Annotated in this window: 21 protein-coding genes; 11 read left to right on the top strand and 10 right to left on the bottom strand. The window is 52.8% G+C overall.

Features of this window, described 5'->3' with window-relative positions; translation table 11 throughout:
- The first annotated feature begins 66 nt into the window (after positions 1–66).
- The 4 genes from ABXT62_RS01185 to ABXT62_RS01170 all read left to right on the top strand — a co-directional run bounded on the left by ABXT62_RS01185 (position 67) and on the right by ABXT62_RS01170 (position 2,669).
- The gene (locus ABXT62_RS01185) at positions 67–501 is read left to right on the top strand and encodes a nitroreductase family deazaflavin-dependent oxidoreductase (protein WP_415356722.1); all 435 of its coding nucleotides are present in this window, start codon (positions 67–69) and stop codon (positions 499–501) included.
- 238 nt (positions 502–739) lie between these two features.
- Positions 740–1,597, top strand: a complete 858-nt coding sequence (locus ABXT62_RS01180; RefSeq protein WP_415356721.1) for a PA4780 family RIO1-like protein kinase — start codon at positions 740–742, stop codon at positions 1,595–1,597.
- 142 nt (positions 1,598–1,739) lie between these two features.
- Positions 1,740–2,237 carry a DUF4124 domain-containing protein gene (locus tag ABXT62_RS01175; RefSeq protein WP_415356720.1) on the top strand — a complete coding sequence of 166 codons (498 nt, stop codon included), beginning with the start codon at positions 1,740–1,742 and terminating at the stop codon, positions 2,235–2,237.
- Positions 2,238–2,312: 75 nt separating this feature from the next.
- Positions 2,313–2,669, top strand: a complete 357-nt coding sequence (locus ABXT62_RS01170) for a hypothetical protein (protein ID WP_415356719.1) — start codon at positions 2,313–2,315, stop codon at positions 2,667–2,669.
- 15 nt (positions 2,670–2,684) lie between these two features.
- On the opposite strand, the gene ABXT62_RS01165 is transcribed toward ABXT62_RS01170, so the two are convergent.
- Positions 2,685–3,530 carry an SDR family NAD(P)-dependent oxidoreductase gene (locus tag ABXT62_RS01165; RefSeq protein WP_415356718.1) on the bottom strand — a complete coding sequence of 282 codons (846 nt, stop codon included), beginning with the start codon at positions 3,528–3,530 and terminating at the stop codon, positions 2,685–2,687.
- A 179-nt stretch (positions 3,531–3,709) separates the two neighbouring features.
- Between ABXT62_RS01165 and ABXT62_RS01160 the strand changes: the two genes are divergently transcribed.
- Together ABXT62_RS01160 and ABXT62_RS01155 are read left to right on the top strand one after the other, a co-directional pair.
- Positions 3,710–4,054: a DUF2834 domain-containing protein gene (locus ABXT62_RS01160; RefSeq protein ID WP_415356717.1), complete on the top strand. Its 345-nt coding sequence runs from the start codon at positions 3,710–3,712 to the stop codon at positions 4,052–4,054.
- 85 nt (positions 4,055–4,139) lie between these two features.
- Positions 4,140–5,045 (top strand): SDR family oxidoreductase, encoded by a 906-nt coding sequence (locus tag ABXT62_RS01155; protein WP_415356716.1) that lies wholly within the window; start codon positions 4,140–4,142, stop codon positions 5,043–5,045.
- Between the two features lie 62 nt (positions 5,046–5,107).
- Here ABXT62_RS01155 and ABXT62_RS01150 read toward each other — a convergent pair whose 3' ends face one another.
- Positions 5,108–7,312 carry a PQQ-binding-like beta-propeller repeat protein gene (locus tag ABXT62_RS01150; protein WP_415356715.1) on the bottom strand — a complete coding sequence of 735 codons (2,205 nt, stop codon included), beginning with the start codon at positions 7,310–7,312 and terminating at the stop codon, positions 5,108–5,110.
- A 288-nt stretch (positions 7,313–7,600) separates the two neighbouring features.
- Here ABXT62_RS01150 and ABXT62_RS01145 point away from each other — a divergent pair, with 288 nt between their 5' ends.
- The gene (locus tag ABXT62_RS01145; protein ID WP_415356714.1) at positions 7,601–9,040 is read left to right on the top strand and encodes an amidase; all 1,440 of its coding nucleotides are present in this window, start codon (positions 7,601–7,603) and stop codon (positions 9,038–9,040) included.
- Between the two features lie 22 nt (positions 9,041–9,062).
- On the opposite strand, the gene ABXT62_RS01140 is transcribed toward ABXT62_RS01145, so the two are convergent.
- Positions 9,063–10,334 (bottom strand): serine hydrolase domain-containing protein, encoded by a 1,272-nt coding sequence (locus ABXT62_RS01140; RefSeq protein WP_415356713.1) that lies wholly within the window; start codon positions 10,332–10,334, stop codon positions 9,063–9,065.
- A gap of 131 nt (positions 10,335–10,465) precedes the next feature.
- Positions 10,466–11,896 (bottom strand): carotenoid oxygenase family protein, encoded by a 1,431-nt coding sequence (locus tag ABXT62_RS01135; protein WP_415356712.1) that lies wholly within the window; start codon positions 11,894–11,896, stop codon positions 10,466–10,468.
- A gap of 431 nt (positions 11,897–12,327) precedes the next feature.
- Between ABXT62_RS01135 and ABXT62_RS01130 the strand changes: the two genes are divergently transcribed.
- Entirely contained in the window at positions 12,328–15,174 is a 2,847-nt protein-coding gene (locus ABXT62_RS01130; protein ID WP_415356711.1) for a hypothetical protein, read from the top strand.
- A gap of 73 nt (positions 15,175–15,247) precedes the next feature.
- Here ABXT62_RS01130 and ABXT62_RS01125 read toward each other — a convergent pair whose 3' ends face one another.
- Positions 15,248–15,985 (bottom strand): pteridine reductase, encoded by a 738-nt coding sequence (locus ABXT62_RS01125; RefSeq protein WP_415356710.1) that lies wholly within the window; start codon positions 15,983–15,985, stop codon positions 15,248–15,250.
- 61 nt (positions 15,986–16,046) lie between these two features.
- Positions 16,047–17,480 (bottom strand): carotenoid oxygenase family protein, encoded by a 1,434-nt coding sequence (locus tag ABXT62_RS01120; protein WP_415356709.1) that lies wholly within the window; start codon positions 17,478–17,480, stop codon positions 16,047–16,049.
- A 257-nt stretch (positions 17,481–17,737) separates the two neighbouring features.
- On the opposite strand from ABXT62_RS01120, the gene ABXT62_RS01115 reads away from it, so the two are divergent.
- The 3 genes from ABXT62_RS01115 (at position 17,738) to ABXT62_RS01105 (ending at position 21,317) form a co-directional block, all read left to right on the top strand.
- Positions 17,738–19,549: a pectin acetylesterase-family hydrolase gene (locus tag ABXT62_RS01115; RefSeq protein WP_415356708.1), complete on the top strand. Its 1,812-nt coding sequence runs from the start codon at positions 17,738–17,740 to the stop codon at positions 19,547–19,549.
- Positions 19,550–19,563: 14 nt separating this feature from the next.
- Complete coding sequence (locus tag ABXT62_RS01110; protein ID WP_415356707.1) at positions 19,564–20,364, top strand: glucose 1-dehydrogenase; 801 nt, start codon at positions 19,564–19,566, stop codon at positions 20,362–20,364.
- Between the two features lie 110 nt (positions 20,365–20,474).
- Complete coding sequence (locus ABXT62_RS01105; RefSeq protein ID WP_415356706.1) at positions 20,475–21,317, top strand: metal-dependent hydrolase; 843 nt, start codon at positions 20,475–20,477, stop codon at positions 21,315–21,317.
- Between the two features lie 39 nt (positions 21,318–21,356).
- Here the strand turns inward: ABXT62_RS01105 and ABXT62_RS01100 are convergent, their stop codons facing one another.
- The 4 genes from ABXT62_RS01100 to ABXT62_RS01085 all read right to left on the bottom strand — a co-directional run bounded on the left by ABXT62_RS01100 (position 21,357) and on the right by ABXT62_RS01085 (position 25,654).
- Positions 21,357–22,226, bottom strand: a complete 870-nt coding sequence (locus tag ABXT62_RS01100; protein ID WP_415356705.1) for an LLM class F420-dependent oxidoreductase — start codon at positions 22,224–22,226, stop codon at positions 21,357–21,359.
- Positions 22,227–22,501: 275 nt separating this feature from the next.
- Positions 22,502–24,352: a flavin-containing monooxygenase gene (locus ABXT62_RS01095; protein ID WP_415356704.1), complete on the bottom strand. Its 1,851-nt coding sequence runs from the start codon at positions 24,350–24,352 to the stop codon at positions 22,502–22,504.
- Positions 24,353–24,427: 75 nt separating this feature from the next.
- The gene (locus ABXT62_RS01090) at positions 24,428–25,231 is read right to left on the bottom strand and encodes an enoyl-CoA hydratase/isomerase family protein (protein ID WP_415356703.1); all 804 of its coding nucleotides are present in this window, start codon (positions 25,229–25,231) and stop codon (positions 24,428–24,430) included.
- Positions 25,232–25,246: 15 nt separating this feature from the next.
- Complete coding sequence (locus ABXT62_RS01085; protein WP_415356702.1) at positions 25,247–25,654, bottom strand: GFA family protein; 408 nt, start codon at positions 25,652–25,654, stop codon at positions 25,247–25,249.
- Positions 25,655–25,702 lie beyond the last annotated feature (48 nt).

Below are 25,702 nucleotides of genomic sequence, written 5' to 3'. Positions count from 1 at the left end.
ACGCGCACGCGTTCTAGCGGTATGGTGATGCGTTCCATTATTATAATAAATTGAGGCAAACAGCGTATGACAGACTATATACCTCCCGCGCTGGGCTGGGTGCGCGAACAGGTTGAATTGTATGAAAGTAGCGGAGGCACGGAGGGAACGACACTGCTCGACACAGGCATGCCCTGTATTGTGGTGACACATACGGGCAACAAGACCGGCTGCATTCGCAAAATCCCCCTTATGCGTGTCGAGGTCAACGGCAGCTATGTCTTGATCGGCTCAATGGGCGGCCAGCCGAAAAATCCGGTGTGGGTCTATAATCTCAGAGCAAGCTCGGATGTCCAGATACGTGACAAAACAGAAGTATTCGACATGCGCGCACGGGAAGTCACGGATGAGCAGGAACGGGCAACTCTTTGGGCAGCAAGCGTCGCAGCGTATCCTGAATATGATAACTACCAGGCAAAAACAACGCGAAAGATTCCTGTGTTCATTGCTGAAGCGCGGTAAAAGCCCGGACGCCGGCTCAAAAGTGCCAATGACGCCCCTAGCGTACGAATATATGCAGGTTTCCTATAGAAGTACGTATCTAACTCTGGGATAGTTGGCTGTAGAGGGGTCGCCCGCACTGCGTGCTACCTGCAACGACCCAAAACATGTCAAAATGTATCCGCAGCTCACTCATAATGAAAATCTTGAAGGCAAATTCCATCAAACGACGAACCCACACTGTTGTGAAGAAAGGTCTGTGAAAACTCCCAAACGCCTGCAACCTCTGATCCATGACGGCTTGATCGATGAAGTCATCCGGCCACTAATGAGTGGCAAAGAAGCCGACGTCTACGTTGTGCGCTGTGGGTCAAAAGTTCGCTGCGCCAAAATCTACAAGGAAGCGCTAAAACGTAGCTTCAAAAAAGCGGCGCAATATACCGAAGGCCGTAAAGTGCGCAATAGCCGACGTGCCAGGGCCATGGAAAAGGGCTCCAAGTTCGGACGCAAGCAGCAGGAAGATATCTGGCAAAGCGCAGAAGTCGATGCGCTTTACCGTCTCGCTCGAGCCGGCGTGAGGGTTCCAGAACCCTTCGGCTGTTTCGATGGCGTCCTGCTAATGGAACTGATCACAGATGAAAACGGCGATGTTGCACCCCGCCTCAGCGAAGTCTCGATGTCGGAGGCGCAAGCGCACGAAGACCATGCCCAAGTCATGCATTACGTGATGTGTATGTTAAATGCTGGATTGGTGCACGGTGACCTGTCCGAGTTCAACGTACTTGTGGACCAAGATGGTCCTGTCATTATTGATTTACCGCAGGCCGTCGATGCCGCAGCCAATAATAACGCCTTTGCCATGCTGGAGCGGGATGTCAAAAATATGACGGATTACTACGGACTGTTTGCGCCTGCGCTGCTGGATAGCCACTATGCCCAAGAGATTTGGACACTGTACGAGAATGCAGAACTACACCCAGACCTGACGTTAACAGGACACTTCGATATGCCCACTGAGTTGGCCGATGTGGATTCTGTGATGCTGGAAATTAAGGCGGCCCTCGCTGAAGAGGAAAGTCGCAAGGAACGTCTGCGTGAGGCAGAGGCTGAAGACTAAACAGTGTCTACCGTGCAAGGCCACTGGCCTCTGACCCAAGATAAACCCTATTACCGAGTCGTTATTCCCATCCCCTATTCATCTGTCCCCACTGGGCGAAATGCACTACCATCAGGAAAATGATTATCCGTAGGAGATGAAAGTGAGATACCTGAAAACGTTTTCAGTCTGCCTGATAGCCCTCGCCCTGAACAGCGCGGCTTGGGGCGAAATTTACGAAACCACGGATGCCGCAGGAAACCCTGAGTTCACCAACTCCCCACCCGAAGCGAACGCCACGTCTAAGGTCATTGAGATCCCACAGACAAATGAAGTCGACACACCGCAGCCTCAAACTCAGTGGCAGGATCAAGAACAGCAGCCTGATACCATGGTCGAAAATCAGCAGCCTGAGAAAAATAACAATACTGTTATTATCGATAACCCCAATGCCAATAACGTCTATGATCAAGCGCGGGTCAAGCAGCAGGAATTTGAACGCATGAATCCTGCAGCCCCGCATGAAGTACTGAACACAGAAGCTCCTCATCAAGTAGGCGACTTTCCCAGTGAAATGCCCCGTGAAGTGGACGACGCTGCCAGTCAAAATGAAGACAGCTATAACCCTGCGGAGCATAGGACGATTCATCATCGACGCTAAACAACCAGCACTGCAAAGAATCCACCCGCTGATATTAATCACAATCTGTGATGGTACTTTAAACAAGGCACCCGTATGACACGAAAATTTCTCACCTTGATACTCGCTTTTACTGCCGCCAGCGCTAGCGCCATCGACTTACCGTGGCAACACTCTACGATCAGTGAAACGCCAGAGTACTGCAAAGGTTTTGTGACTGGCGGGCTGGCTTCACAGGAAGTGGCCGGCGCATCCAGAATCGATCTTTGGCTGGCCTGGAACTCCGTCATCAGATCAGGGGCGCTGACCTATCATGCGGCCAAAGATGAGTATCAGTCAGGCCGGGACCAGTTCCAAAATACGCAGGGCACTGCAACCGCCCAATCAGTCGTTAAAAAGGCGGATGGAGAATGCGGCCTAGGGAGAACGGGGCGCCAGATTACAGGCTGGTGAATTCGCGCTCGGGTCTCATCCGCGACTACTATAGATCGGAATGGGCGAAAGCTCAGCGTAGTAGCCTTCCAATTCCTCGATACTAATGGCTTGTTGCTCCTGCTTTATATAGTCCTCACTGGGTGAGCGCCACAATGCTGTCTTGAGCCCGTTGAATGTCAAACACTGGCTATTAAACCGCTCGGCAGCGTCACTTGCTAACCATACAAGTCCCATAGCAACGTCTTCGGGCTCGCCAAAGCCCAACTCCAGGGCCGTCGCATCGGAATGATCAATCAGCGGCTGGGTCATGTCCGTTCGAGCCACAGGCCACATGGCATTGCAGCGGATATTGTAGCGTCCCAGCTCCTTGGCAGCCGTGTACATCATACCCATCAGTCCAGCCTTAGCAGCAGCATAGTTGGTCTGGCCAAAATTTCCCACCAGACCAGAAGCCGAGGTGATCTGTATGATGTGGCCGCTCCCCTGTGCCTTCATTGCGACCGCGGCGCTGCGGGTACACAGAAAGGGACCGCGTAAATTAACCGCAATCACCTCGTCAAAGTCCTCATCACTCATTTTTATCAAAGTGCGGTCGCGAACAATCCCCGCGTTATTAACCATCACATCGATGCCGCCAAACTTATCCACGCAGGTCTCTACCAATGCGTTACAAACCTCCGTTTCAGCGACTGAACCCAACACTGCATGGACAGCGACACCAAGGTCAGCAACTTCACGTGCTACATCAGCCAGCGCCTCTTCATTGGTGCCATTAACAATCAGGGAGGCGCCCTCGGCAGCACACGCTAAGGCAAAATGTCGCCCCAAACTGCGAGACGAGCCCGTTATCACAATCCGCTTGCCTTTCAGTCTGTCCATAGCGTTATTTCTCCCATTGCCCTACAAAACTCAATTCCAAGGTTGTGCTCCAGCGTCTCTGCAATAAAACCGAGAGGTTTTTAATGCCTAAAGAATGGTATCGATCTCCGTATTCTTATGACGGCTAATTGATCGTATACTGCTTTTAACCATTAATCATTACCGAGGGCAGAAGAACAATGAGTGTCCCAAGAATTTTCTACCTGTCGCTAACGCTAGCGGGTTTGATCATACCCTGGTATTACAATCTCCAGTTTATCGACCAATCCGATGGCACCTTCTCCATCGCTGAATTTATCGCAGCCAGCTCATCCAATGCTGCATCACAATCGCTGAGCTCAGACCTGGCGATCGCTTGCATAGCAGGACTCCTGTGGATATTCTTCGAGTCAAGACGACTGGGGATGCGCTTTTTCTGGGTTTATATCGTCCTAACATTTTCTGTTGCCTACGCCTTCGCCTTTCCTTTGTTCCTATTCATTCGCCAAGGGAAACTGGAAACAATTCAGCAGCAACAAGAATAGAATCCTAGCGGCTGTTGATTAGTATAGTTGAGTAGGACTAGCTTGGAGTTAGCCCTATTACCACCAAAGGACAGGAGCGGCAGACATGCCAGAGCCTAAAGTAAAACGAGTGCTGATAGCTGGGGCAACCGGTTATCTCGGCAAATACGCGGTAAAGGCCTTCAATGAGCGGGGCTATTGGGTGCGAGTGCTGACGCGCAGCAAGGAAAGACTGTTCGAGCCAGGTCCGTTTACTGCCCCGGCGCTAGAAGCTGAAGACATCGATGATATTTTTGTGGGTGAAATTGCACAACCCGATACTCTTGCCGGCCTGATGGACGGTATCGACATTGTCTATTCTTCTGTGGGCATTTCCCGACAACGTGACGGCCTGACTTTTGAGCAAGTGGATTACCAGTGCAATCGAAATCTGATGGATCTTTGCCAGAGTTCAAATGTCAATCAGTTCGTCTATGTCTCCATGCAAGGGGCTGACAATATTATGGATCTGGCCATCACCCAGGCGCATGAGCGTGTTGTCTCTGACCTCAGGCAATCAGGTCTGAATTACCGTATTGTCAGACCCTGCGGTTATTTTTCAGATATGGGTGTGCTCTACGACATGGCGGCCAAGGGTCGGTCATTTTTAGTCGGGCCAGGCCACAACAAAATGAATCCAATACATGGCCGCGATCTTGCAGAGGTCTGCGTGGATACCGCCGAGGGTGACGAAGTAGAAGTTGAAGCGGGCGGTCCTGACATTATGACGCAACGTGAAGCGGCGGAAATGGCATTTGAGGTGGCGGGAAAACCCATAAAGATCACGGTCATTCCAATGTGGCTTGCCAGGGGACTGGTGAAACTTATCGCGCTTCTTTCGACACAATTTGGCGACCTAGCCAACTTCATCGTCACTGCTGGTGAGATTGATGGCGTAGGACCAAAGCGCGGGACGACGACACTTAAGCACTATTTCGAATCACTGCACGCCGCTAACAGCAAAAATCGCTAGCGTATACGGTTCGGTTGCGCGCAGACTCAGACTGCACTCGTCCACATAACTGGCGAATACAGTTATTCGGGCAGCGCGAATGCAACATACGAACTACCACTGGACTGGCCCAGCTTACCGCCGCCTGCGGCTACGACCAGATACTGGCGACCGTCGACAGCATAGGTTACCGGTGTGGCGAAGCCCGCTGCGGGTAACCGAGCTTGCCACAGTAATTCGCCACTATGCTTGTTGTAGGCTTTAAGCATCTGATCAGGTGTTGCAGCGATAAACAGCAGGTCGCCGGCAGTGACTATCGGCCCACCGTAATTTTCCGAACCATATCCCGACTCACCCTGCGCCAGTAACTCCGGGTAGTCCCCCAGAGGGATTCGCCAGAGGATATCAGCGTGCTCCAGATCAATGGCGGTCAAAGTGCCCCACGGTGGTTTTGAAGCCGGCAAGCCCTCAGGATCTGTCAGCTTTTGAAAGCCCGCATTAAGGTAAGCCATGTCAGCCTGCGGACTGCCACCCTCTTGAATATCCAGTTCTTCCTTTCCATCGGCGGTATACACGTATGCAACAATAGCGGCCTTCGCATACCAAGGTATTTGCGGAAATGCTGGCATGCGGCCACGCCCTTTGGCAACGATATTATAGGCCTCAAGCGGCGACAGTCGATCAGACAGCTGCAACAATCCTGGGACAGACACACCATCACCACGCATGTCAGCGCCGTGGCAGCCGGCGCACAAAGAGAGATAGCCAAGCTGCGGACCTAACCCCAGTTCTTTCGACACCGGCGTCAGCTGCAACAGGTAAGGCACCTCATTGCTATTGATGTAAAGGCGCTGCTCGCTTTCGTCATAGGCTGCGCCACCCCATTCGGCGCCGCCGTCCATCCCGGGATACAACACCATGCCATTCGTGCTGGGCGCAATGAAAGGGTTACCCTGATCCAAGCCATCTATGCGCTGCCTAACGGCCTCAGCCATTGCCAAATTTCTATCGGTTATAACAAACTGTTGTGCTGCAAACGGCGGTGGCGCAAGCGGTAATGGCTGGCTCACAGCCGGTCTTTCTCCCGGCACACCATTACCTACCACAGGCACCTCCAGCATCGGAAACAGTGGCTCCCCGGTCTCGCGATGAAACACAAAAAAGTGTCCGGTCTTGGTTGCCTGAGCCACCGCGGGAATTATTTCCCCATCGCGCTCAATGGTGACTAAATTGGGTGGCGAGGGCAGATCCCTATCCCAAAGATCATGGCGCACAAACTGATAGTGCCATACTCGCTCTCCGGTATTTGCGTTCAGAGCAATCAATGAGTTGGCAAACAAATTATCGCCATGACGATCGTCACCATAGAAATCGAAAGAAGGGGAACCTGTTGGAACAAATGCCAGACCCCGATCCTCATCAATAGCGATGCCGGCCCAGGAATTGGCGCCTCCGGCTGTATCTAGGCTCTCGGCAGGCCAGCTGTCAGCGCCATATTCACCACGCTGGGGAATAGTGTGGAAGACCCAGCGCAGCTCTCCAGTCAAAACGTCAAAAGCCCTAATGTGTCCAGGCGCGGCGCCCTTAAACTCGTTTACCCGTGAGCCAATGATCAGTAGGTCCTTATAAACGCTTCCGGGTGTCGTTGCGTTAATGGCCTCATCTGAAAATCGCGTGGATAACCCTTCATGTAAATCAACCTTCCCATCATTGCCAAATGCAAGGATAGGCTTCCCAGTTCGGGCATTAATAGCATAGAGAAAAGAACCCGCAGTAAAGAGAATACGCGGCACTCCCTCGGGCGCAACGGTGGCGTCATCAGAGTAGTCCTGCCAATAAGCGACTCCGCGATTAGGGTTGGGCAACAGTCCGAAATCGCTAGATGGATTAAAACGCCATAGCTCTTCCCCTGTGGCAGCGTTCAACGCAAAAAGATGAAGCAGTGGTGACGTACAATACAGAATGCCCTCAATCACAATGGCGCTGCATTGCATCTGCGTTGCACCATTTTCCGACGCCCCGCCGGCATCATAGCGCCACACTTCCTGCAGCCGACTGACGTTTGATGTGTCAATCTGAGACAATGCAGAAAAGTGACTAAAGCCCTTGTCGCCAAGGTAGGAGCGCCACTCCTCGTCAGGGGACGCCTCTGATATTGGTCCGCGCTCATAGAGACGCAAGTCATTGTCCTGCTGGCAACCAACGAGTCCAAGACCGAATAACAAACAGAACGGGAAAAAACGCCTGCGAACTGCGGTGAAAACAGGAGATCTAATGGTGAAAGCCATTGTTTTTAGGCCACATCAAAGTAATAGACCGCATCACTATACACTGACAAAACCTGCCAACTCTATCTGGAGAAGATAACATCATCACGGTTTATGTGCTTATACGCAGCCCCGATGGCCAAATATGTATTGCCGCTGACTCGCTGTTCCCATTAGACGGGTAACGTTTGCCCGGCGTCATATTCATGTGCTGACATCTGCGGTCAATCTTCAGATGGGTTATGCTGGCCCTAACATGGCAGCGGCACTCAAACGCACATAACCTGTAAACTCTGAGCGAGGATAACGATGTCTGGATTTGCCGAATACGACAATTTCGATGGTCTCGGCTTGGGCGAGCTAGTGCGCAATGGTGACATCAGCGCTGCTGACTTGTTAGACGAAGCCATAGACCGCACCGAGCGAGTCAATGGCGAACTCAATGTGGTTATAGACAAACTCTACGAAGAGGCCCGTGGCGCGATTGCCTCAGGCTTACCCAAGGGGCCATTCTGTGGGGTACCCTTCTTGCTGAAGGATTTGCATCTGCTTATGGAGGGCGCAGTGACGTCCAATGGCAGTGCTATGTGGCGAGGCGCGGTGGCCGATCACGATAGCACTCTGGTAACACGCTATCGGCAGGCTGGGGTCGTTGTTTTTGGCAAAACCAACTCCCCGGAACTGGGTTTAAACCCCGTCACTGAACCGCGCGAATACGGCCCCAGCCGCAACCCTTGGAATACCGATAAAACCCCCGGGGGTTCCAGTGGTGGCGCTGCGGCCGCAGTGGCAGCGGGCATTTTACCGCTGGCTCATGCCTCAGACGGAGGCGGGTCAATCCGCATACCGGCTTCCTGCTGTGGCCTGGTCGGACTCAAGCCCAGCCGGGGCCGCATACCGTTCGGGCCCGATAAAGCCGAAGGTTGGGCAGGCCAGTCGATCAGTCATGTCGTGAGTCGCAGTGTGCGTGATACCGCCGCAATGCTAGATGCCACGGCTGGGGCTGAGACAGGAGAACCCTACAGCGCACCACTGCAGGGTAGCCGCTTTCTGGACGCTGCCTTACTCGAGCCTAGCCCTCTGCGCATCGCCTTTAGCCGCGAGAAGTGGGGGCAGGGCGATTATCAAGACGAGGCCATCGACGGGCTCGAGCAGACCGTGGCCCTGCTGGAAGGTCTCGGACACCGCGTGGTAGAGGCGCGCCCTGACTTTGATGGAGAGGCCGTTGGCTCTGCAATGTTTACCATTATTTGCGTGAATACCGCACTGGCTGTTCAACAGCGGGCAAAAGACGTTGGCTGCACCACCGACGAACTCGAGATGGAAGACGGCACCCGACTGACGATGGCAATGGGCAACGCCATCACCGCAGCAGACTACGCTGAGGCGATTCAAATGAACCAAACAATAGGGCGGTTAATGGGGCAGTTTCACCTACAGCACGATGTGCTGCTCGCCCCCACGCTATCTAGCCCGCCAGTCGCGGTAGGCTTTATCAGTGAAGCACCGCCTGAAGAGTATGGAAGTAGGTTATTCAGCTATATGGGGGATAATGGCATTTATAATCAGACCGGCCAACCTTCGATTTCCCTACCCTTGCATTGGAACGCAGAAGGGCTCCCCATGGGGATGATGTTCTCTGCAGCCTACGGCAACGAGGCTCTGCTGTTACAGCTGGCAGGGCAACTAGAAAAAGCCAAGCCTTGGTGGGATAACCGGGCGCCGCTGCACGCAGGTATGCGGTTTTAAAAGCCTCTTTCGCCAGGCAGCATTACAATCCTGCAAACGCCATGCCCTGAACGATAAATATCTCAACCGGTAGGCCGGAAAATTCACCCGGTTCATTCTGGCTCATCACAACACCGACCAACCCGGTCTCAGGACTGATAAAAAACGTCGTACCGTAGTAGCCTGACCACCAAAAATCTCCGGTGCGATCAGGCATAATGGTCGCGTCTTCGTCTGCGACTACTGCCAAGCCCAGACCCCAACCCAGACCCTTAATATCTTCCGCCGCCAGCACGCCATCTTGGATATGTAAGCGGCGCATATTATCCACCGTTGCTTTTTTTAGTATGCGCACACCCTGATATTCTCCACCGTTCCACAGCATCAGTGCAAAGCGCATGTAATCTGCAGCGGTTGACACCATTCCTCCTCCTCCAGGCGTCCAGCTTGTATCGTAAGGCAAAGGCGCATTGACAAGTTCACCCTCTTTGTCTTGTGTGTAAACCGTTGCGAAGACGTCACGGTCAGAAGCCGGAGGCAAATAGCCGGTATCTTTCATACCCAAAGGCTGCAAGATGCGCGCCTGCATAAACGCGCTGATACTGTCGCCACTGATCACCTCGATTACCCGTGCCAGCACATCGAGTGAAAAACCATAACGCCAGCGAATCCCCGGCTCTTCAAGCAGCGGCAGCTGCGCAAGCAGTGCCACACGATCTGACAGTTCGCCTACAGGCTGATCATAGATCCCCTTTTGGTCCCAGTAGGCCACTAGAGCTGAGTCTTTATCCCGCCCCGGACCAATGCCCGAAGAAAACGTTAGAAGGTGGCGTACGGTGAGCACAGTGCTGGCTGGCGCTGAAGGAAAGGAGCCATCGGCATTAGGCGTATCACTGGTGGCAACCCGCAGCGCTGCAAACTCAGGCAGATAATCAGCCACTGGATCGTCAAGCCCCAGCTTGCCTTCCTGAACCAAAATCATCGCAGCAACCGCCGTGATGGGCTTGGTCATTGAGGCGATCCGCACTGGGGTATTGATCGTCATTGGCTGCCCCGACGCGATATCTTTCCAGCCTGCAGCATTACTGTAAACGACCACGCCATCGCGAGCGAACATCGCTATTGAACCTGAGTGAGATCCACTCCAGGCGGAAAAGCGCATGTAGGCATCAATGGCCGCGCGACTCCACCAAGCAAGATCCTCAGATGCCGCCAGACCATCGCTCGCGGGAGGAACGTCAAGCTTACTGGACTTACCGCTGCAACCGCCGATCAATATCGTCACTGCCACTAGCGTCAAACATATTTTCTTCATTGAGTTATCCCTCAGTGTGGGCATCGAAATTCACAAGCAATATAAGGATTCAATGTTAAGCGGCTGCGATATCGACTCATCTCGTTACGCCGCAATATTCTTCGGACTGTTATTTGCTTTTTCTGCAGTCATTAAAGGCTGCTCCAGCCACCGTGAAATCCATGGGGAATATGGTTTTTAAGCGGCACCGTTGCTATTGGTTCCGACAATGTCTCCGCGTCAAGAATAACTAATTCAGACAGTTCGGTGCTGGCATCATAAACCGCTGTCAAAAGATAGCCTTGGGATTCTGGAGAATCCGGGGTGCGGGGCACAAAAATAGGCTCTGACACGTAGCGCCCCGCCCCGCTATCAAATACCTTGACGCTGCCGTTCTCAAGATCGATTCGCTGCAGCGCATTATAAAAGCCTGGCGTCTCGTTCTGGCAAATGGCCGCGGTGTAAATAATGCGTGATTTTGTCCCTGTCTTGCGCCAATCCCATTGAGGGAATTCGCAGGGCAGCTCATTGGGCAGCGCTTCAGGCTGGACGGAGCCATTGATCATATTGAAACGATAACGCTGCATTTTTCCGCTGGCAGGAAAAGGCTGATGAAAAATATCGCGGAACTGCGCCTTGCCCTGCTCTCCCTGTTCGTCGTTCAACTGCAGCACATCGACAAACAGCTCGCCATTTTCTTCCCAACAATTAGAGCAATGCGCGAAGGCAAATGGATCGACCTCAAATGTGCGAACCAAACTAAAATCGTCGAGCGAAACGACATACACTTTCATTCCCAGTTCGGGTTGGTAGTCCATATTCTGATCAATTGTGTCGCGCGCGAGAATGACATTAAGCGGGCTTTTAAAAGACACCGGCATGACCATGACGACCAGATAGTTTTCAGTCATCGCGTTGTCGTGGCAGAAGGCCATACGATCAACCTTAACCTTACCGCGCTTCACCATGCGACCGCTCGGCGACACGCGAAAAAGATTCATTTGTGGTCCGGTGATACCCGCTGCCATACCAAAGTTGATGTAATCGCCAGTGCGCGGATGAATTTTACCGTGCGCACTATACGTGTCGCGTGTTCTTAGAACGCCATCAAAATCCTCCTCGCCAATTGTCTCAAGGGTTTCCAGGTCTAGGCGCCAAGGCCTCCCTCCCTCGAACAGGCTAAGCAGTTTTCCGCCATGATAGACGATACTGGTATTGGCACAATTGGCCGGCATATGAAGATTTTTGAAAAAGCCACCCGGAGCATTGTGGCCGAAGCTTCTGTAGAGGACGCGTTGAGCGGCAGTTTCATCTAAATACTTGGGCGTTTTTACAAAGCTGCTGCGGTAATGTACCTGTCCGTCCTCAACGCGAAAACTACTGACCGCACCGTCGCCATCGAACCAGTGACCGAAGGGTTTGCCGGCTAATTCATTTCTGGCCGGGCCAATGCGAAAAAAACGTCCTTTAAGGTCCTCAGGTATCGTGCCGCGAATGTCTTGCGCAGCGATGCTATAAGACAAATTATCCTGCATGGTCCGAAATCCGGAACAGTGCGCAGTGAGCGGGTCTTCCCAGGTCATCTGTTGTTGCCTCGGGCTAATGAGTCGCCTCACTATACTCTCAAAGTCTCCGCATAGACTACGGACAACAAGGGGCGATAATGAAGGTTTGTTTTCTATTATCGTGCCCCTCCCAGCCCTGATCACCCGGCTTTGCCGACGACACTGCTGATCTGGGACGCATAACGGACCTTTTCACTACAGTAATGTGCGCTTTCGAGGTGCCGTGTCGTAGTAGAGGAACACAAACTGTTTGGGAAGCACTGGAACTTTACCGCAAATAACTCCTCAAAGACTATTGCAGAGAGAAGGCTAATATGTTGACAGCCGGTTGGGTCGCTGTAAAATGGACAAAATTGATTGTAGAAATAAAGCGCTGCTGTAAATGTCTGGTGTGTTCCAGCGAACGGCAGTCAATATAACTAGAACGTACTACTAAGGTCATTTGCTCAATGAAAGTCTTTTCCGTCGTAACTCGTGTTTTTTTAATGGTCGTCTTTCTTCATGCCTGCGGTGGTGGCGGCTCTTCAGGGCCAGCCGCGATCGGAAGCGGAGTAAGTCCTCAGGCTGTATCCCCCTCCGGCGAGAAGACGCTGTCTTTTGAGGGTGACATAAACCCCATCCTGCAAAGCAAGTGCGTGGCCTGTCATAACAACGCAGGTAATTCGGTGGCTCCGCTTTCTTTGGAAGAGTTTGACCAGACACAGACATTCAAATCGGCAATCTACCTTTCGATTGAGAAAGGTACAATGCCACCTGATGGCTCGGTGCAGCTCACAAAGCGTGAACGCGATATGCTACTGGCTTGGTCGAGTGACAACCCCTACACGCCCGGTAACGAGGTTCTTCGTATACCACTCGTGAATGCACAGGCATGGGACACACAATCCAAAAACAGAGATGTATTTCTTGGTCGTCGTCCAGCGGTAGTGGATTGTGAACTCGGCACCGGCTGGCTGATCGAGGACGATGTATTAGAGATACGCTCAGATTCCTGCAACTACGCTTCCCTCAGCCAAGACAGCCTACTTGACCTAGAAGTCGGGACCACACTTGAATTGAATTTGAGTCACAGCGCATTGACCGCGAGTGAACCCGCAAGTGCATTCCTCGCATTATCGATAGGTATGACTTCTGTCTGGGAAACAGAAATAGCAATTCCCAGTGAGAGCGGCGTGATAAAAGCGACCATCGTATTACCCGTTGCGGTCCAGCGCGGAGACGCCATTGCTTTTACCATGCAGAACCACGGCAGTAACACCTATACGTTTCACTCGCTCAACGCGTTAATTAACAGCGACCAACCACTGGATTACTGCCCTACCTACGACAGCACTTGGGACGCGATTTACAACGAGACACTGGTATCGTGCGCCAACTCGGCGTGTCACAGCTCGGAGGTAGAGGCCGGCGGCCTAGACCTTACAAAAGACAACGCATATGCAAACCTACTGGACGTGCCATCGCAGGGCTCGTCGCACTATCGTGTGAGGCCTAAAAAGCCTTCACAAAGCTCTCTGTACAGAAAGTTATCCGCAGCGACCCATCAGGGTAGTTACCCTGATCTACCAATGCCTCCCGGCGGAAACGGTCTTACATCCGATCAGCTGGAAGCTATCCAAATATGGATCTCGCAGGCAGCTCCAGAAGAGGGTTCTGTCGGCGATACTCTAGGCCTGCAAGAAGATTATATCGAAGACCTACTCGGGGTCTGCCTTCCAGAACCCGGTAAATCCATCATCAAACCGTTGGAAGCCCCTGCGCCGGGCGAAGGTCTACAGTCCTCCATGCCTTGGCATGCTGCGCCGGCGGAAGCAGAGCGGGAAGTTTGCTTCGCGGTCTATGAGGATTTTAGCGATCAAATTCCACCAGAGTTTATGGATGAAACGGGCGATTACTTTTACATAAGGGGCGGGACAAAGCGTCAAGCGGCCTATACGCACCACAACCTCAAGTACGCGTCTGCAGCGAGCATCGACCAAATTCATGACCCTGAATACGGTGAGTGGACCTGTGGCGCGATTAGTAGCCACCCAGACGCGGCCCTGGTTGAGGGACAAATTTGTGAACCCACCGACCTAGATTCCTGTGGCAAGTATTCGAAATGCCATGCCGAGCTTCAAAACAGTATTGCTTGCAGGGGATACGGGCCTATACCCGACACCGCGGGAGGGGGCGGAGCGACTCTAGGGCTGGGAACCGGGATTGAAAAAGATGGCTACTACAAGAAGTATCCAGTAAGGGGTACCCAGCACTGGAACTCCCACGTCTTTAACCTTTCCACTGAAGATGGCAGGCATAAAGTATGGCAAAATTTTTATTACGCCACGGACCGTCGGTTCGAAGCAAAAGGCATCAATGACGTCAGTAGCATTTTTATCGCCACCGGCGTGGCTCCATTTACGAAGGAGACCAAGTGTGCGGATTATGTCTTCGATCAAGGCGATGGACTGCTAGCGGCGACCTCACACAACCATAAGCGGGGTGAAAGCTGGTCCACGATAATCAAGGATAGCAGAAAAATAATTTACGAATCTTTCGCCTATGACGACCCTGCTTACGTCTACTACGATCCTGTTATAACGTTTAACAGCCCCGATCGCGCCAAGCGAATAGTTGAGAACTGCGCCGTCTACAATAATGGGGTTAATGCTGACGGCTCACCTAATATCGAAACGGTCGTGAGGAGTTCTCTAAGGCCTCCCAATGCCCGTGGGTGCAAGCCCACCGCCTGTGTGGCGGGCAAGATAGCCTCTCTTTGCAATGGCTCGGACGATAATGCCAGTTGTGATTCCGAGCTGGGCGCTGGGGATGGATTCTGTGATGCCTGCGCGATCACTGGTGCCTTTTCCAGCGATGATGAGATGTTCATTTTCATAGGCTCTAAATTGCCAAATTATGACGCGCAGATGAGCCAGCCCGATCCCGTGCGGGCAGAGGTCACCATCTCTCGTCCCACTGAAGGCGAAGCTTTTTCGCCCGGTGACACTATTCCCGTTGAATTCAGGTTTAATAATTTTGAATTAGTGCCACCCGAGGAAGCTCATGGACATGCCGATTCAGCTATGCCGGCTGACGAGTCAGACTCAGGTCATGATGATGTGAGCGCTGGACATTACCATTTCTACTTGGACACAAATGATGACGCTGCGGAGCATATCACGGCATTTTCAGACTCTCTGGAGTTTGTTCTGCCGGCAAACATTGCGTCCGGCGATCACACCCTTCGGATTAGCCTCAGAGCGCCTGACCATCATGCGATTGGTGTTGAGGACAGCATAACCATACAGGTGGACTAGCTAGCAAAAACTCCTAGGAGAGTAGAGTGCACTGCAGGCTAGCGTGATTCGGGTGCCGTTTGGCGCCCTACTCCTAGCCGACCAGGCTCCAGCCCCCGTCTACCACAACCACTTGGCCCGTAATAAACGGCGCGCCACAGGCAAGAAACTCTACCGTGCGCGCGATATCCAATGGCTCCCCCAAACGTTTTAGCGGCGTTTGTTCTATCGCCTTATCTCGCATGGACGCGTCATACGTGTCATTTTCTTCTGGCCATAATATGGCACCTGGCGCTATCCCATTGACACGAATGCTCGGCGCCAGTTCTACCGCGAGGCTGCGTGTGAGCGATGCCATGCCGGCTTTGGCCGCGGTGTAGGCACTATAGTGGCGCAGTGGGCGATGAATGTTCACGTCTGTTAGATTGATGATACTGGCACCGCCAGATTGCATCGCTGGCAACAGGCCCTGAATCAGAAAATAGGGTCCTCGCAGGTTGGCATCTAACAGGTCATCAAATTGCTTCGTTGTGCAGTCTTCGATAGGGGTTGGCATAAAGCCAGAGGCGTTATTCACCAGTAAATCAATCGAAGAATATCGGTCACAAAGTGCTTCCGTGAAGGCACAAAGTTGCTCCTGATCGCGAAGGTCTGCCTGAAATAATTGGCATGAGTTGCTTCGCGCGCTAAGCAGCTCATCGGCAAGCGCATTCGCACTGTCAACAGAATTGCAATAATGCAACGCAATATCGAAGCCTAACTCATGTAGGTGTATCGCTATTGCACGGCCAATCCGCCTAGCACCACCCGTGACTACGGCAACTTTATTCACAGTGCGTTGCTAGGTGCGACCAACGTTCGCACCGAACTCACAGCGCAGGAGTCTGCGCTGATCAACTCACCACCGAATCAGGCACCCATACGCCATGAAATCCTACGGGCACTCGCACCGGCAGTTGCACTTTGGCAATGGGTCCGGCTGAGACTTTAGTGGCGTCAAACAGACAAAATGCACTGGTTTGTGCGTTTTTGTCATAAACGTAACTGGCCAGATAACCTTCATCCTCTGAGCCACCTGATTCGCGAGCAGGGATAAAGATGGCTTCAGCCGGCGTCAACGAGGGGCCCGGCAAATAGCTGTCTTCTGCGCCGGTCTTGAGGTCATATTTTCGAATGCCCCCTTCCGATTGCCCTATCCGCTCCGGCGAATCATTTTTCTCATCAACCACCAAGCTATAGCCATAACGGTAATCCTTGGTCCAGTAATTGCGGTTTACCGTGGGAAATTCCATCGCATGGTCATGAATACGCTGCACGGATGCCTGACCTGTCTTCATATTCATCGAGAAACGCGAGAGATGTGCAGGATGGAAAAAATCGTGCGAATTTTTCACCCAGAGATTGTCGTAACGAGCGGCATCGACAATCACATCATCACCTTGCTCGTAGGAGTTCATAATATGAAAAATAAAACAGGTAGGAACATCGAACCATTTAACATCCGCATTGGTGCCATTGCGCGGCATAACGCCAAAGCGGCTAGGAGCATCGTCATCCCATTTAAAGGGCAGACCGCTGCCAGAGATCGCCATCGTCCAGGAAAACCTGACCGGCATTTCCATAAACACGACATAGTGATCGGTCACAGCAAAATCGTGAACCATACTAGGGCCGGTCATCTCGATCGGCTCGACCTGTAACATATTGCCCGCCGCATCAGCGCGCATATACGTTAAATACGGCTGCACAACGTTATAACCAAAGAACAGCAACTCACCCGTCACCGGGTCAATCCTCGGATGTGCGGTCATGTTGCCCGGCAATTTACCGTCGTAGTTGAAGGCGCCCTTGGTCGATAGGTCATCGGGATCTACCAAATAGGGGTAGCCAAACTCACCCAGGGACATCAGCTCTCCGCCGTGATAGAGCATTGAAACGGCGCTGGTGGTGTCCTCCGGTTTAGGCGCACCGAAGCCGCCAGTCTCTTTTCGATAGACGGGCGTATTGACGTAGCGATTGCGGTACCACTTAGCCTCCCCACCCTCCAAACGCACGCCGTGCATCATGCCATCACCACCAAAAAAGTGATCGCTGATGCCGTTGGAGGAATTGGTGCCATTGCGCACATACAGGCCGCTGAGTTCAGGGGGGATGCTGCCCTCAATCTTGAGATTTGTTTCGGTGACCTCTTCCGATACAGGCCTGAAGTTACCGTGCTGCCAAAACTTGACTGACGGCTCTTCTTCACTGCAACCACCGAGGACTGACGATGCAGCAACGCCTAATGCGCCTAATCCGGTATATCCGAGAAAATCCCTACGCTTCATGCTTATCCCTCTTTTTTTAGCGGGTTTCTATTATCTTTACGATTCTACACCTTACTACTGCAAGGGAATAGGCTTAAGATCGGGTGAACCCGCGAGTTCACCCCACTAAGGATAGCGGGCCGGTTTGTCGTTCTCAGACAGTTGCGCTATGCGCATAAGTAGACCGGGGTGTAACTCTGCATACCCACCGCGCATGTAGTAACCGCGCAAGAGTCTTAGAATAGGTCCAATACTAATAGAGTCAGGAGTTGTTCGATATGACGATCTATAGGCGCCACGCAACTGCACTGATCGCTATTGCCATAAGTCTTGTACTAAGTGCATGCAGCGACAGTTCAAACAATACCTTTCCCCCAGCCACGGCCAGTTGCGACAATGATGCAGCACAAGCACTGCAGGTTTGTGTTGCCTCGGTCAACACCGCCCAGCGTGCTTGCTACTCGGACCAAGACGTCGCCTGCGACAATGGAAATCCTGACATAATCGACGCTCAGAATACGCTGCAAAATACACTAGAAGATAGCTGCACAGACGGCGAGTTTATGGGGCTATCTCTTGATGCAGCCGTAGGCCGACTGCAGGCCGACTGCAAAGCGCAACCGGCATCTATCGCATGGCGTACTTTTGGTGGTCCACAGGGCGCTGTGTTGCCTAACGCGACGCCCGAACAACGCAGCTGCCTGAATACAGCCCATGAAACCGTGTCGCAATTTTTCGACAACAGTTTATCAGCAATGAGCGCCTGTCTTATAGCCGAAGACTGTGATGCCGCCGCAGTGACCGCCGCTCAGCAGGCCGCAGCAGTATCGGCTGCTGCCACCATTGGTGAGGCGTGTCCCACTCTCTCTGATCTTATTGCCGTAGAGCCCGATAGGTATGTTGCAATGGCTGAACAGCAGGTCGACTGCTCTGTAGCGGTGCTGCATGACGACGCAGAACCATTTCAACTCGACTGCGGCCCAAGTAATGTAGACGTTATGCCCGTGCGAGGCGAATGGAGCATGCTAGTACTTGATGGCGAAAAATGGGGGACGATGTGCGGTGATGGCACCGACTATGCTATCCATATTCGGCTTGCTCCCGATGGCTACCCGGTTGACAACGTTATTGCAGCGCTTGAAGGTGGCGGAGTCTGCCTGTTTGAAAACGATTGCCGCAGCAAGATCGCTTCAAGTCCACAACTGTTCAACGCACAAGACCCGAGGCCACCGGGTAGCGGTATAATGGGCGATGATATGGATAACCCGTTTGCCAATTGGACGAAAGTCTACCTACCCTACTGCAATCAAGACGTTTTTATGGGGGGCGGCGTTTTCGAAACTTTCAGCGATTTCGAGGTTCCTCGCTACGGCGCCGTCAACCTGCGCGCCGGCATGCGGGTAACACGTGACATCATCTGGAAGGAAATGGATGCCGCTGGAGATGCCGGCTTCCGACCTGATCTGCTGACGGCACTGTTCGGCGGGTTTTCAGCCGGAGCATATGGCACCATGTACAATCACCATTTCGTGCTCGATACTTTGCAATGGCCTCGCACAACGGCCTTCCCCGATGCAGGTGGCGGCCTTGATAACGGCACCGATGCCGGTGTGCGCAGTCTGGGCCCAATTAAAATTCCAGCGTGGAACGCACAGCCTTTACTGCCTTCCTATTGCTTCTCGGGAGAATGTGCGGTGGGGCCTGAGATTTATAAGGCCATGTCACCCCGGCTGCTGCAGGTGGCAGAGCAACGCATGCTAGTTGTATCGAACCAGAAAGACACGACCCAGCAGATTGATGCCTTCTTTACTAACGAAGCCCAATGGATCAATGCCATGCGGAGCGCTTACTGCGACACCAAGGATTTGCCTGGTATAGACTGGTTCTTGACTAGCGATTCGAAAAACAGTGTCCACGTCGTCACTATCCGTCCTGAATTCTATTATGGCGAAGTTGCAGGAGAACGCATGGTCGACTGGTTCGACCGAGCGATAAACGATCCCACATCCCTCATTGATCGTGCGGAGGAAGGCAACTTCGTCGCAGACATCCCGGGCTCCCTGCCCTTTCCCTGCGCATTGCCTCAGTAACCAAGGAGCTTAACGTGTCGATCTTAAATAACTTCAGACTAGATGGGAAAGTCGCTGTGATCACGGGTGCAGGCAAAGGCATTGGTGCTGCTATCGCAAAAGCCTTTGCTGAGGCGGGTGCCGATGTGGTGATCGGTGCGCGAACACAGGCAGACCTTGAAAGTGTGGCAAAAGAGGTTGAAAGCATGGGTCAGCGCGCACTGGTCGTGCCAACCGATGTGCTGGACTTTGCGCAACTACAAAATCTTGCTGATCGCGCAATGCAGGAATTCGGGCGTATCGATATTGTAGTGAACAATGCTGGCGGCTTTCCACCTAAGCCCGTGTCACAAACCACGGCGCGTGACTTCGAGAATGCCTTTCGCTTTAACGTGAGCACCGCTTATGAAATGTCGCGTATTTGTGCGCCGTTGATGGTCGAATCGACCGGCGGCGGCTGCATACTCAACATCTCCTCCATTGCAGGCCACAAGCCCACACCGTGCTTTGCTGCCTATGGCACCGCCAAGGGAGCGCTGTCACTATTGACTCAGGAATTGGCACAGGAATTTGCACCCAAGGTGCGCGTCAATGCCATCGCCGTAGGTTCCACCAAAACGGATGCACTCAACACAGTGCTGACACCGGAAATAGAGAAAATGATGGTGGATCTGACCCCGATGGCACGCCTGGGAGAGGTAGAAGATATTGCACTGGGCGCCCTATACCTGTGCACGCCGGCAGCGAGTTACGTCACCGGTGAAATTCTCGGCGTGAACGGCGGTCTTGAACGGCTAAACATGCAAATGCCGCGAGCCTGGGGCGGCGTTGGCTGAGGCTGACCGACATCGACCACTGATCACTTAAATCTGGCCACATTAGACCTTTTTATCGCCTGAAAAAGACGTAGACTCAATGCAAGCTATCAGCATTGGAGCCACACACCATGTCTACACTGTCTCATACACCCCGTAATGTACCGATACACCCTCGCGATAGGGAATACGATATCGGCCGGTCTCTGAAGCACGACTGGTATGATAATCACCCATTCAAGACCGCCTGGTTCAACGCGATGTCGATCACCTTTCCTTTGGGTGAGAAGTTCTTTATCGACAGTGTGCGTTATTATGCCGACCAGATCGATGACCCCAAACTGAACGAAGACATTCGCGGTTTTTGCGGACAGGAAGGCTTTCACCGTCGCCAACACCAACGTTATAACCAAGCACTGTGCGAACAGCGCGGCTATGATTTGCAAGTCATGGAGGGACGCCTAGAGAAAAATATTCAACGGGCCTATAAGTTCCTGTCTCCCATGGAGCGCCTTGCCTCGACCGCGGCCTTTGAACACATCACGGCTATCCTCGCCGAAACCGCTCTCAGCGAAGATGACCCCATGATTGGCAATACGGACAGCGCCATGCAAGCGCTATGGCAGTGGCATGCAGCCGAAGAAATGGAGCATAAGTCAGTGGCTTTCGATGTCTACAAAGCGGTAGGCGGGACCGAGAAAATGCGCAAGCGGGCCATGCGCCAGTCGACCCTTTTCCTAATGGTGGATGTGATGGCGGGACTGACACACATGCTTCGAAAAGATAAAAAACTGTGGAGCCCACGACTGTGGTCACAGGGCTGGAAATTTCTGTTTTCCAAAGAGGGGATACTGCGCCGGGTATGGCCAGCCTACAAAGAGTACTATCAGGACGGCTTCCATCCCTGGGACCGCGACACCAGGCTACTTCTGGAATCCTGGAAACTCACCGAGGATCAGGCACAGGCCGCATAGTTTTAACCCTGCTGACTACTGCACCGACGGCCTAAAGACTCAGGAAAACTGGCTGATAATATCGTCGGCGTAACGCTTCACGCTGTCAATCTTCTTATCCACCTCGTCCGTGTCCCCGTGATAGAACGGCCACGGCATGGTTAAAATATGCGTGACGCCGGCGTCTTCCAAACGCTTGTATCCATCGTAATCCCAAGCATCTGATGGGGTTGCCATAATTTCAAAGGGCAGATGCTCACGTCCATATTCTGCGCGCCAAACTTTAATCCTGTCAATGGACTCGATGATGTCATCACTGGTCTGCAAATCTGTCACCCAACCGTCACCGAGCCGAGCAGCGCGGCGCATCGCAGGTGCTGAAATACCACCTATCCAGATTGGTACATATTCAGTCGGCGCGGGATTCATCTCCAGCGCATCAAATTGATAGTACTGTCCGTGATACTCGACATACTCACCGCTCCAGAGCAGGCGCAGAATTTCTAACATTTCGTCCGTACGCTTACCTCGAGTCTTAAAATCAGCATCCATCAGCGCAAACTCGTCGCCGGACCAACCCACTCCAATAGCCGCGGTGACTCGATTATCGGAAATGATTGCGGCAGTGCTGATCGCCTTTGCAACAAGAAAGGGGTTACGCATAGGCAGCACAAAAATATTGTTGGTAAAACGCAGCTTTGTAGTGATAGCGGCAAGCGCACCAATCATGACCCAAGGATCAGGCCAGTCGGTAAACGGTGGCCAACGACGGCTTCCATCGTCGGTATAGGGATACGGCGTATCAATCGTCTTGGGATTCACCACATGGTCCGAAAAGGACATTGCATGCCATCCGTGAGTGTCCGCAACAGGCGCCAGTTGTGTCAGGTGTGTCACACTGCTGAACGAGGTGGAAAGAACAAACTTCATTGTTGTGCGCACTCCCTTAAGGTATCGGCTGTTTTAGTCATGGTCATCGCTTTTCCGGCTAAAGATTATCGTCACTGTATAACGCACGCAATAGCTGACGAGAGCAGCCATTGGTATATTGTGGGATCCGTTCAACATGACAAACGCAAGCAGGATATCTGTAGCGAGCGTTATTCCTTATGAGCACGCTAGAGTTCGACGGGCTCCTGACATCAATCTGCCGACCACGAAGAATCACACTACTGCTAAGGGTTAACAGTATGTGGCCCTAAATCCTACGATTCAGACGGCTTCAGCTCCAGACCCTCGAGGCCGCCTTCATCGCGCCACTCCTGAAGGAGACGAAAGAACTCTACTGAGCCCCCACCATAAAAACCGTCTTGCGCGTTTCGGTCACCCGCCCTACCCTCATTGTTGTAGTAGCCTGGGGTGCAGTTTTCAAGAAAATCGCCGGCATCACGTGCCTTGTCTATGCAGTGCTGAACCCACCTCGTCTCACTCTGTTCCGTCACCTCGACCTCAACGCACCCCTTGTCAGAAGCCGCTTTAATAATATACGTAAGGTGTTTTGCCTGTTCGTCGAGCAGGTGCGGGTAGCTCGCAGTAAATCCCGCCTGTGAATTACTCATAATGAAGCAGTTAGGGAACCCATTGACGTGCATACCGTGAAGGCTGCGCACACCGCCCGCCCAGGCCTCCGTAAGGCTGGTGCCATCACGCCCCAGCAACTGGATATCAGCGCGATGCGAATAGTCCGTACCCACCTCAAAACCGGTGGCGTAGATGAGGCAATCCAATTCATATTCCTGGCCTTGAACCTCGACACCTTTTGCCGTGATCCGGTCGACGCCCCTGCCCTGAGTATCCACCAGCGTCACACTGGGACGATTAAATGTTTCAAGATACTCGTTATGGAAGCAGGGCCGCTTGCAGAACTGGCGATAATAAGGCTTTAGGGCTTCTGCCGTTTGCGGATCTTTCACAATGGCGTCTACCCTGGCGCGGATTTCTTCCATCTTCTCAAAATCGGCCAGCTCCACCGCTCGCTCGATACCGGCAGGGGACAGATCTCCCGTCGGATTCTGCTCCATCGCAAACAGCAATTTCCCAATGAGGTCGGTCCAGCCATCACCCACCAGATCTTCTGACTGGGGCACACCGGAGACCAGTGCATTGAAATTATCCATGCGGTGTTGTTGCCAGCCGGGCTGAAGACTCTGTGCCCACTGGGGATCAGTGGGAGGGCTATTCTTAACATCGATCGAAGAGGGCGTGCGCTGAAAAACATACAGTTGCTTGGCCGACTCTCCCAACATCGGCACACACTGGACCGATGTGGCACCGGTGCCAATGATGCCGACACGCTTATCCGCCAGATCGGCAAGACCGCCCGTCGCATCGCCGCCAGTATATTGATAGTCCCACCGACTGGCATGAAATGAATGTCCCTGAAAACTTTCAATGCCCGGAAGACCAGGAAGTTTCGGACGATTCAAGGGGCCGGTGGCCAGACACACGTAGCGTGCCTTCATACAGTCCTTGCGATTCGTCGAAACAATCCAACAGGACTCGCTCTCATCCCAACGCAGTGTTTCAACCCGCGTTTGAAAACAGGCGTCGCGATACAGGTCGAATTTTTGGGCAATAGCTTGGCTGTGAGCCAGAATCTCGGTGCCGAAAGCATACTTCTCTTGCGGGACGTAGCCCAATTCTTCCAGTAGCGGCAAATACGTGTAGGACTCAATATCACAGGCGATTCCAGGGTAACGATTCCAATACCACGTTCCGCCAAAGTCGGCGGCTGGGTCGATGATGCGAATATCTTCTACACCTGCTTGTCGCAGGCGGGCGCCCGCCAGCAGGCCGCCAAAACCGCCGCCGACAATTAACACCTCAACCTGGTCGGTTAGAGGCTCTCGGTCAACAATGGGCCCCGAGTAGGGGTCTTCTAAAAAGTGTTTGTAAGCGCCCGAAATATCAATGTACTGATCGTTGCCCTGCTCGCGCAAACGCTTATCGCGTTCGCGACGATACTTGTCTCGCATCACATCGGGGTCAAAGTCAGCACCGTTTAACGCCTGCGTCGTATTATTTCCACCGGTCTGGTCGCCCTCTTTGGTCTGCATCTATCAGTGCCTCTCTTATTTGTGATGTTAGAAATTATTACACCGTAAGCGCTGGCTTGCCACTAATCGAAGGCGCTAATCGTCTTTATCGCTGATACTGGCTAGACCCGCGCCGCTGTCATACGCTGACTGTCGGTTTTGCATGCCTTCTCTGGCCTGCTTTGTCGCGATAACAGACTGAAAAACTTCCTGCTCATAGCCCATGGCCTCGGTTAAAGTCGAATCGTCACTCGCTGCCAAAATTCGCTTAAGGCCTGCTACCGCAGTGGGTGATTTTTCTGCCAGTGTCATTGCCAGCTCTAAAGACGCGGCCACAGCCTGCCCAGTCTGCACCACCGAGTTGACTGCCCCGAGATCGCATAGCCGCTGCGCAGACATCGACCTTCCTGTCAGCACCATCTCTGCTGCGGTTGCGCGGCCCGCCAACTGCGCCAGACGACTACTGCCGCCGATACCCGTCGTCAACCCCATATTGATTTCGGGTTGAGCGAACTGAGACTGTTGTTCCGCAATTCTCAGATCACACGCCCAGCCCAATTCAGCGCCACCACCAGAGCAATCACCAGAAATGGCGGCAATACTAATGATACCCTCATGGCACAGCTCATTAAGCGCAGTAAACCAGCCGGCACCGGAGGCCGTTTGCTCAAGCCCGTCAATGCCATTCAATAAATCTTGCAACCAGGCGTGTTGCAGCCAGTGTCCTTCTAGGCCGGATGCCAAGATAAGTACTCTTGCGCCTGACTCGCGACAATGCCTTAGCTGTTCGGCGAGCTCATCAATTGCCGCCCAGCAAATCTGGTTGGCGCGCTCAGGATCGCTGAAGGTGAGAATCGCAACCTTCGGCCCAGCCCAGTCTGTAGTAATGACGTGCGTCACGGTGCAGGGCGCCGGTCAGCTTGGAAAACGATCAAACTTGGGTAGCTCTTCTGGCAGGCAATGAAAGCTCTGCTTCTCGATACAATAGAACGCCATATCCGGCGCGCCGTATTGCGTGGGATCATCCATAGTACCCACCTTTAAGATCACCATGTCTGGCAAGCTCGGCGGCATACTGACCAGTGAGGTACCGCAGTCGGGACAAAATTGCCGTTTTACCGGCGCCTCTAGATCACTGCGCTCAAAGTCCTTCGGCGCTTCCGAGGTATAACGAAAACCACTCATCGGCATCGCCAGAGCCACATTAGCGCCGCCGCCAGAAATATACTGACACTCCCGGCAGTGACAAAGACCCCGCATTAAAGGCTCACCCTCAGCTTCATAGCGAATTTTTTTGCAGTAACAACCACCCGTAATTCTCATAACATCAGTCCTTTGTAACAGACCACAGCTTTAGGTCGTTTCTCAATT

It is taken from the genome of Halioglobus sp. Uisw_031 (genome assembly GCF_047729875.1).
Classification (GTDB): domain Bacteria; phylum Pseudomonadota; class Gammaproteobacteria; order Pseudomonadales; family Halieaceae; genus Marimicrobium.
Note: the sequence above shows the minus strand (reverse complement) of the source record. Positions and strands in the feature narration are given on the sequence as shown.

What these genes read in the sequence shown, in the direction of transcription:
- ABXT62_RS01105 (WP_415356706.1), top strand. Translation starts at nt 20,475, where the DNA reads ATGTCTACACTGTCTCATACACCCCGTAATGTACCGATACACCCTCGC.
- ABXT62_RS01120 (WP_415356709.1), bottom strand. Translation starts at nt 17,480, where the DNA reads ATGAAGCGTAGGGATTTTCTCGGATATACCGGATTAGGCGCATTAGGC.
- ABXT62_RS01115 (WP_415356708.1), top strand. Translation starts at nt 17,738, where the DNA reads ATGACGATCTATAGGCGCCACGCAACTGCACTGATCGCTATTGCCATA.
- ABXT62_RS01130 (WP_415356711.1), top strand. Translation starts at nt 12,328, where the DNA reads ATGAAAGTCTTTTCCGTCGTAACTCGTGTTTTTTTAATGGTCGTCTTT.
- ABXT62_RS01160 (WP_415356717.1), top strand. Translation starts at nt 3,710, where the DNA reads ATGAGTGTCCCAAGAATTTTCTACCTGTCGCTAACGCTAGCGGGTTTG.
- ABXT62_RS01155 (WP_415356716.1), top strand. Translation starts at nt 4,140, where the DNA reads ATGCCAGAGCCTAAAGTAAAACGAGTGCTGATAGCTGGGGCAACCGGT.
- ABXT62_RS01140 (WP_415356713.1), bottom strand. Translation starts at nt 10,334, where the DNA reads ATGAAGAAAATATGTTTGACGCTAGTGGCAGTGACGATATTGATCGGC.
- ABXT62_RS01135 (WP_415356712.1), bottom strand. Translation starts at nt 11,896, where the DNA reads ATGACCTGGGAAGACCCGCTCACTGCGCACTGTTCCGGATTTCGGACC.
- ABXT62_RS01145 (WP_415356714.1), top strand. Translation starts at nt 7,601, where the DNA reads ATGTCTGGATTTGCCGAATACGACAATTTCGATGGTCTCGGCTTGGGC.
- ABXT62_RS01185 (WP_415356722.1), top strand. Translation starts at nt 67, where the DNA reads ATGACAGACTATATACCTCCCGCGCTGGGCTGGGTGCGCGAACAGGTT.
- ABXT62_RS01095 (WP_415356704.1), bottom strand. Translation starts at nt 24,352, where the DNA reads ATGCAGACCAAAGAGGGCGACCAGACCGGTGGAAATAATACGACGCAG.
- ABXT62_RS01165 (WP_415356718.1), bottom strand. Translation starts at nt 3,530, where the DNA reads ATGGACAGACTGAAAGGCAAGCGGATTGTGATAACGGGCTCGTCTCGC.
- ABXT62_RS01100 (WP_415356705.1), bottom strand. Translation starts at nt 22,226, where the DNA reads ATGAAGTTTGTTCTTTCCACCTCGTTCAGCAGTGTGACACACCTGACA.
- ABXT62_RS01085 (WP_415356702.1), bottom strand. Translation starts at nt 25,654, where the DNA reads ATGAGAATTACGGGTGGTTGTTACTGCAAAAAAATTCGCTATGAAGCT.
- ABXT62_RS01170 (WP_415356719.1), top strand. Translation starts at nt 2,313, where the DNA reads ATGACACGAAAATTTCTCACCTTGATACTCGCTTTTACTGCCGCCAGC.
- ABXT62_RS01150 (WP_415356715.1), bottom strand. Translation starts at nt 7,312, where the DNA reads ATGGCTTTCACCATTAGATCTCCTGTTTTCACCGCAGTTCGCAGGCGT.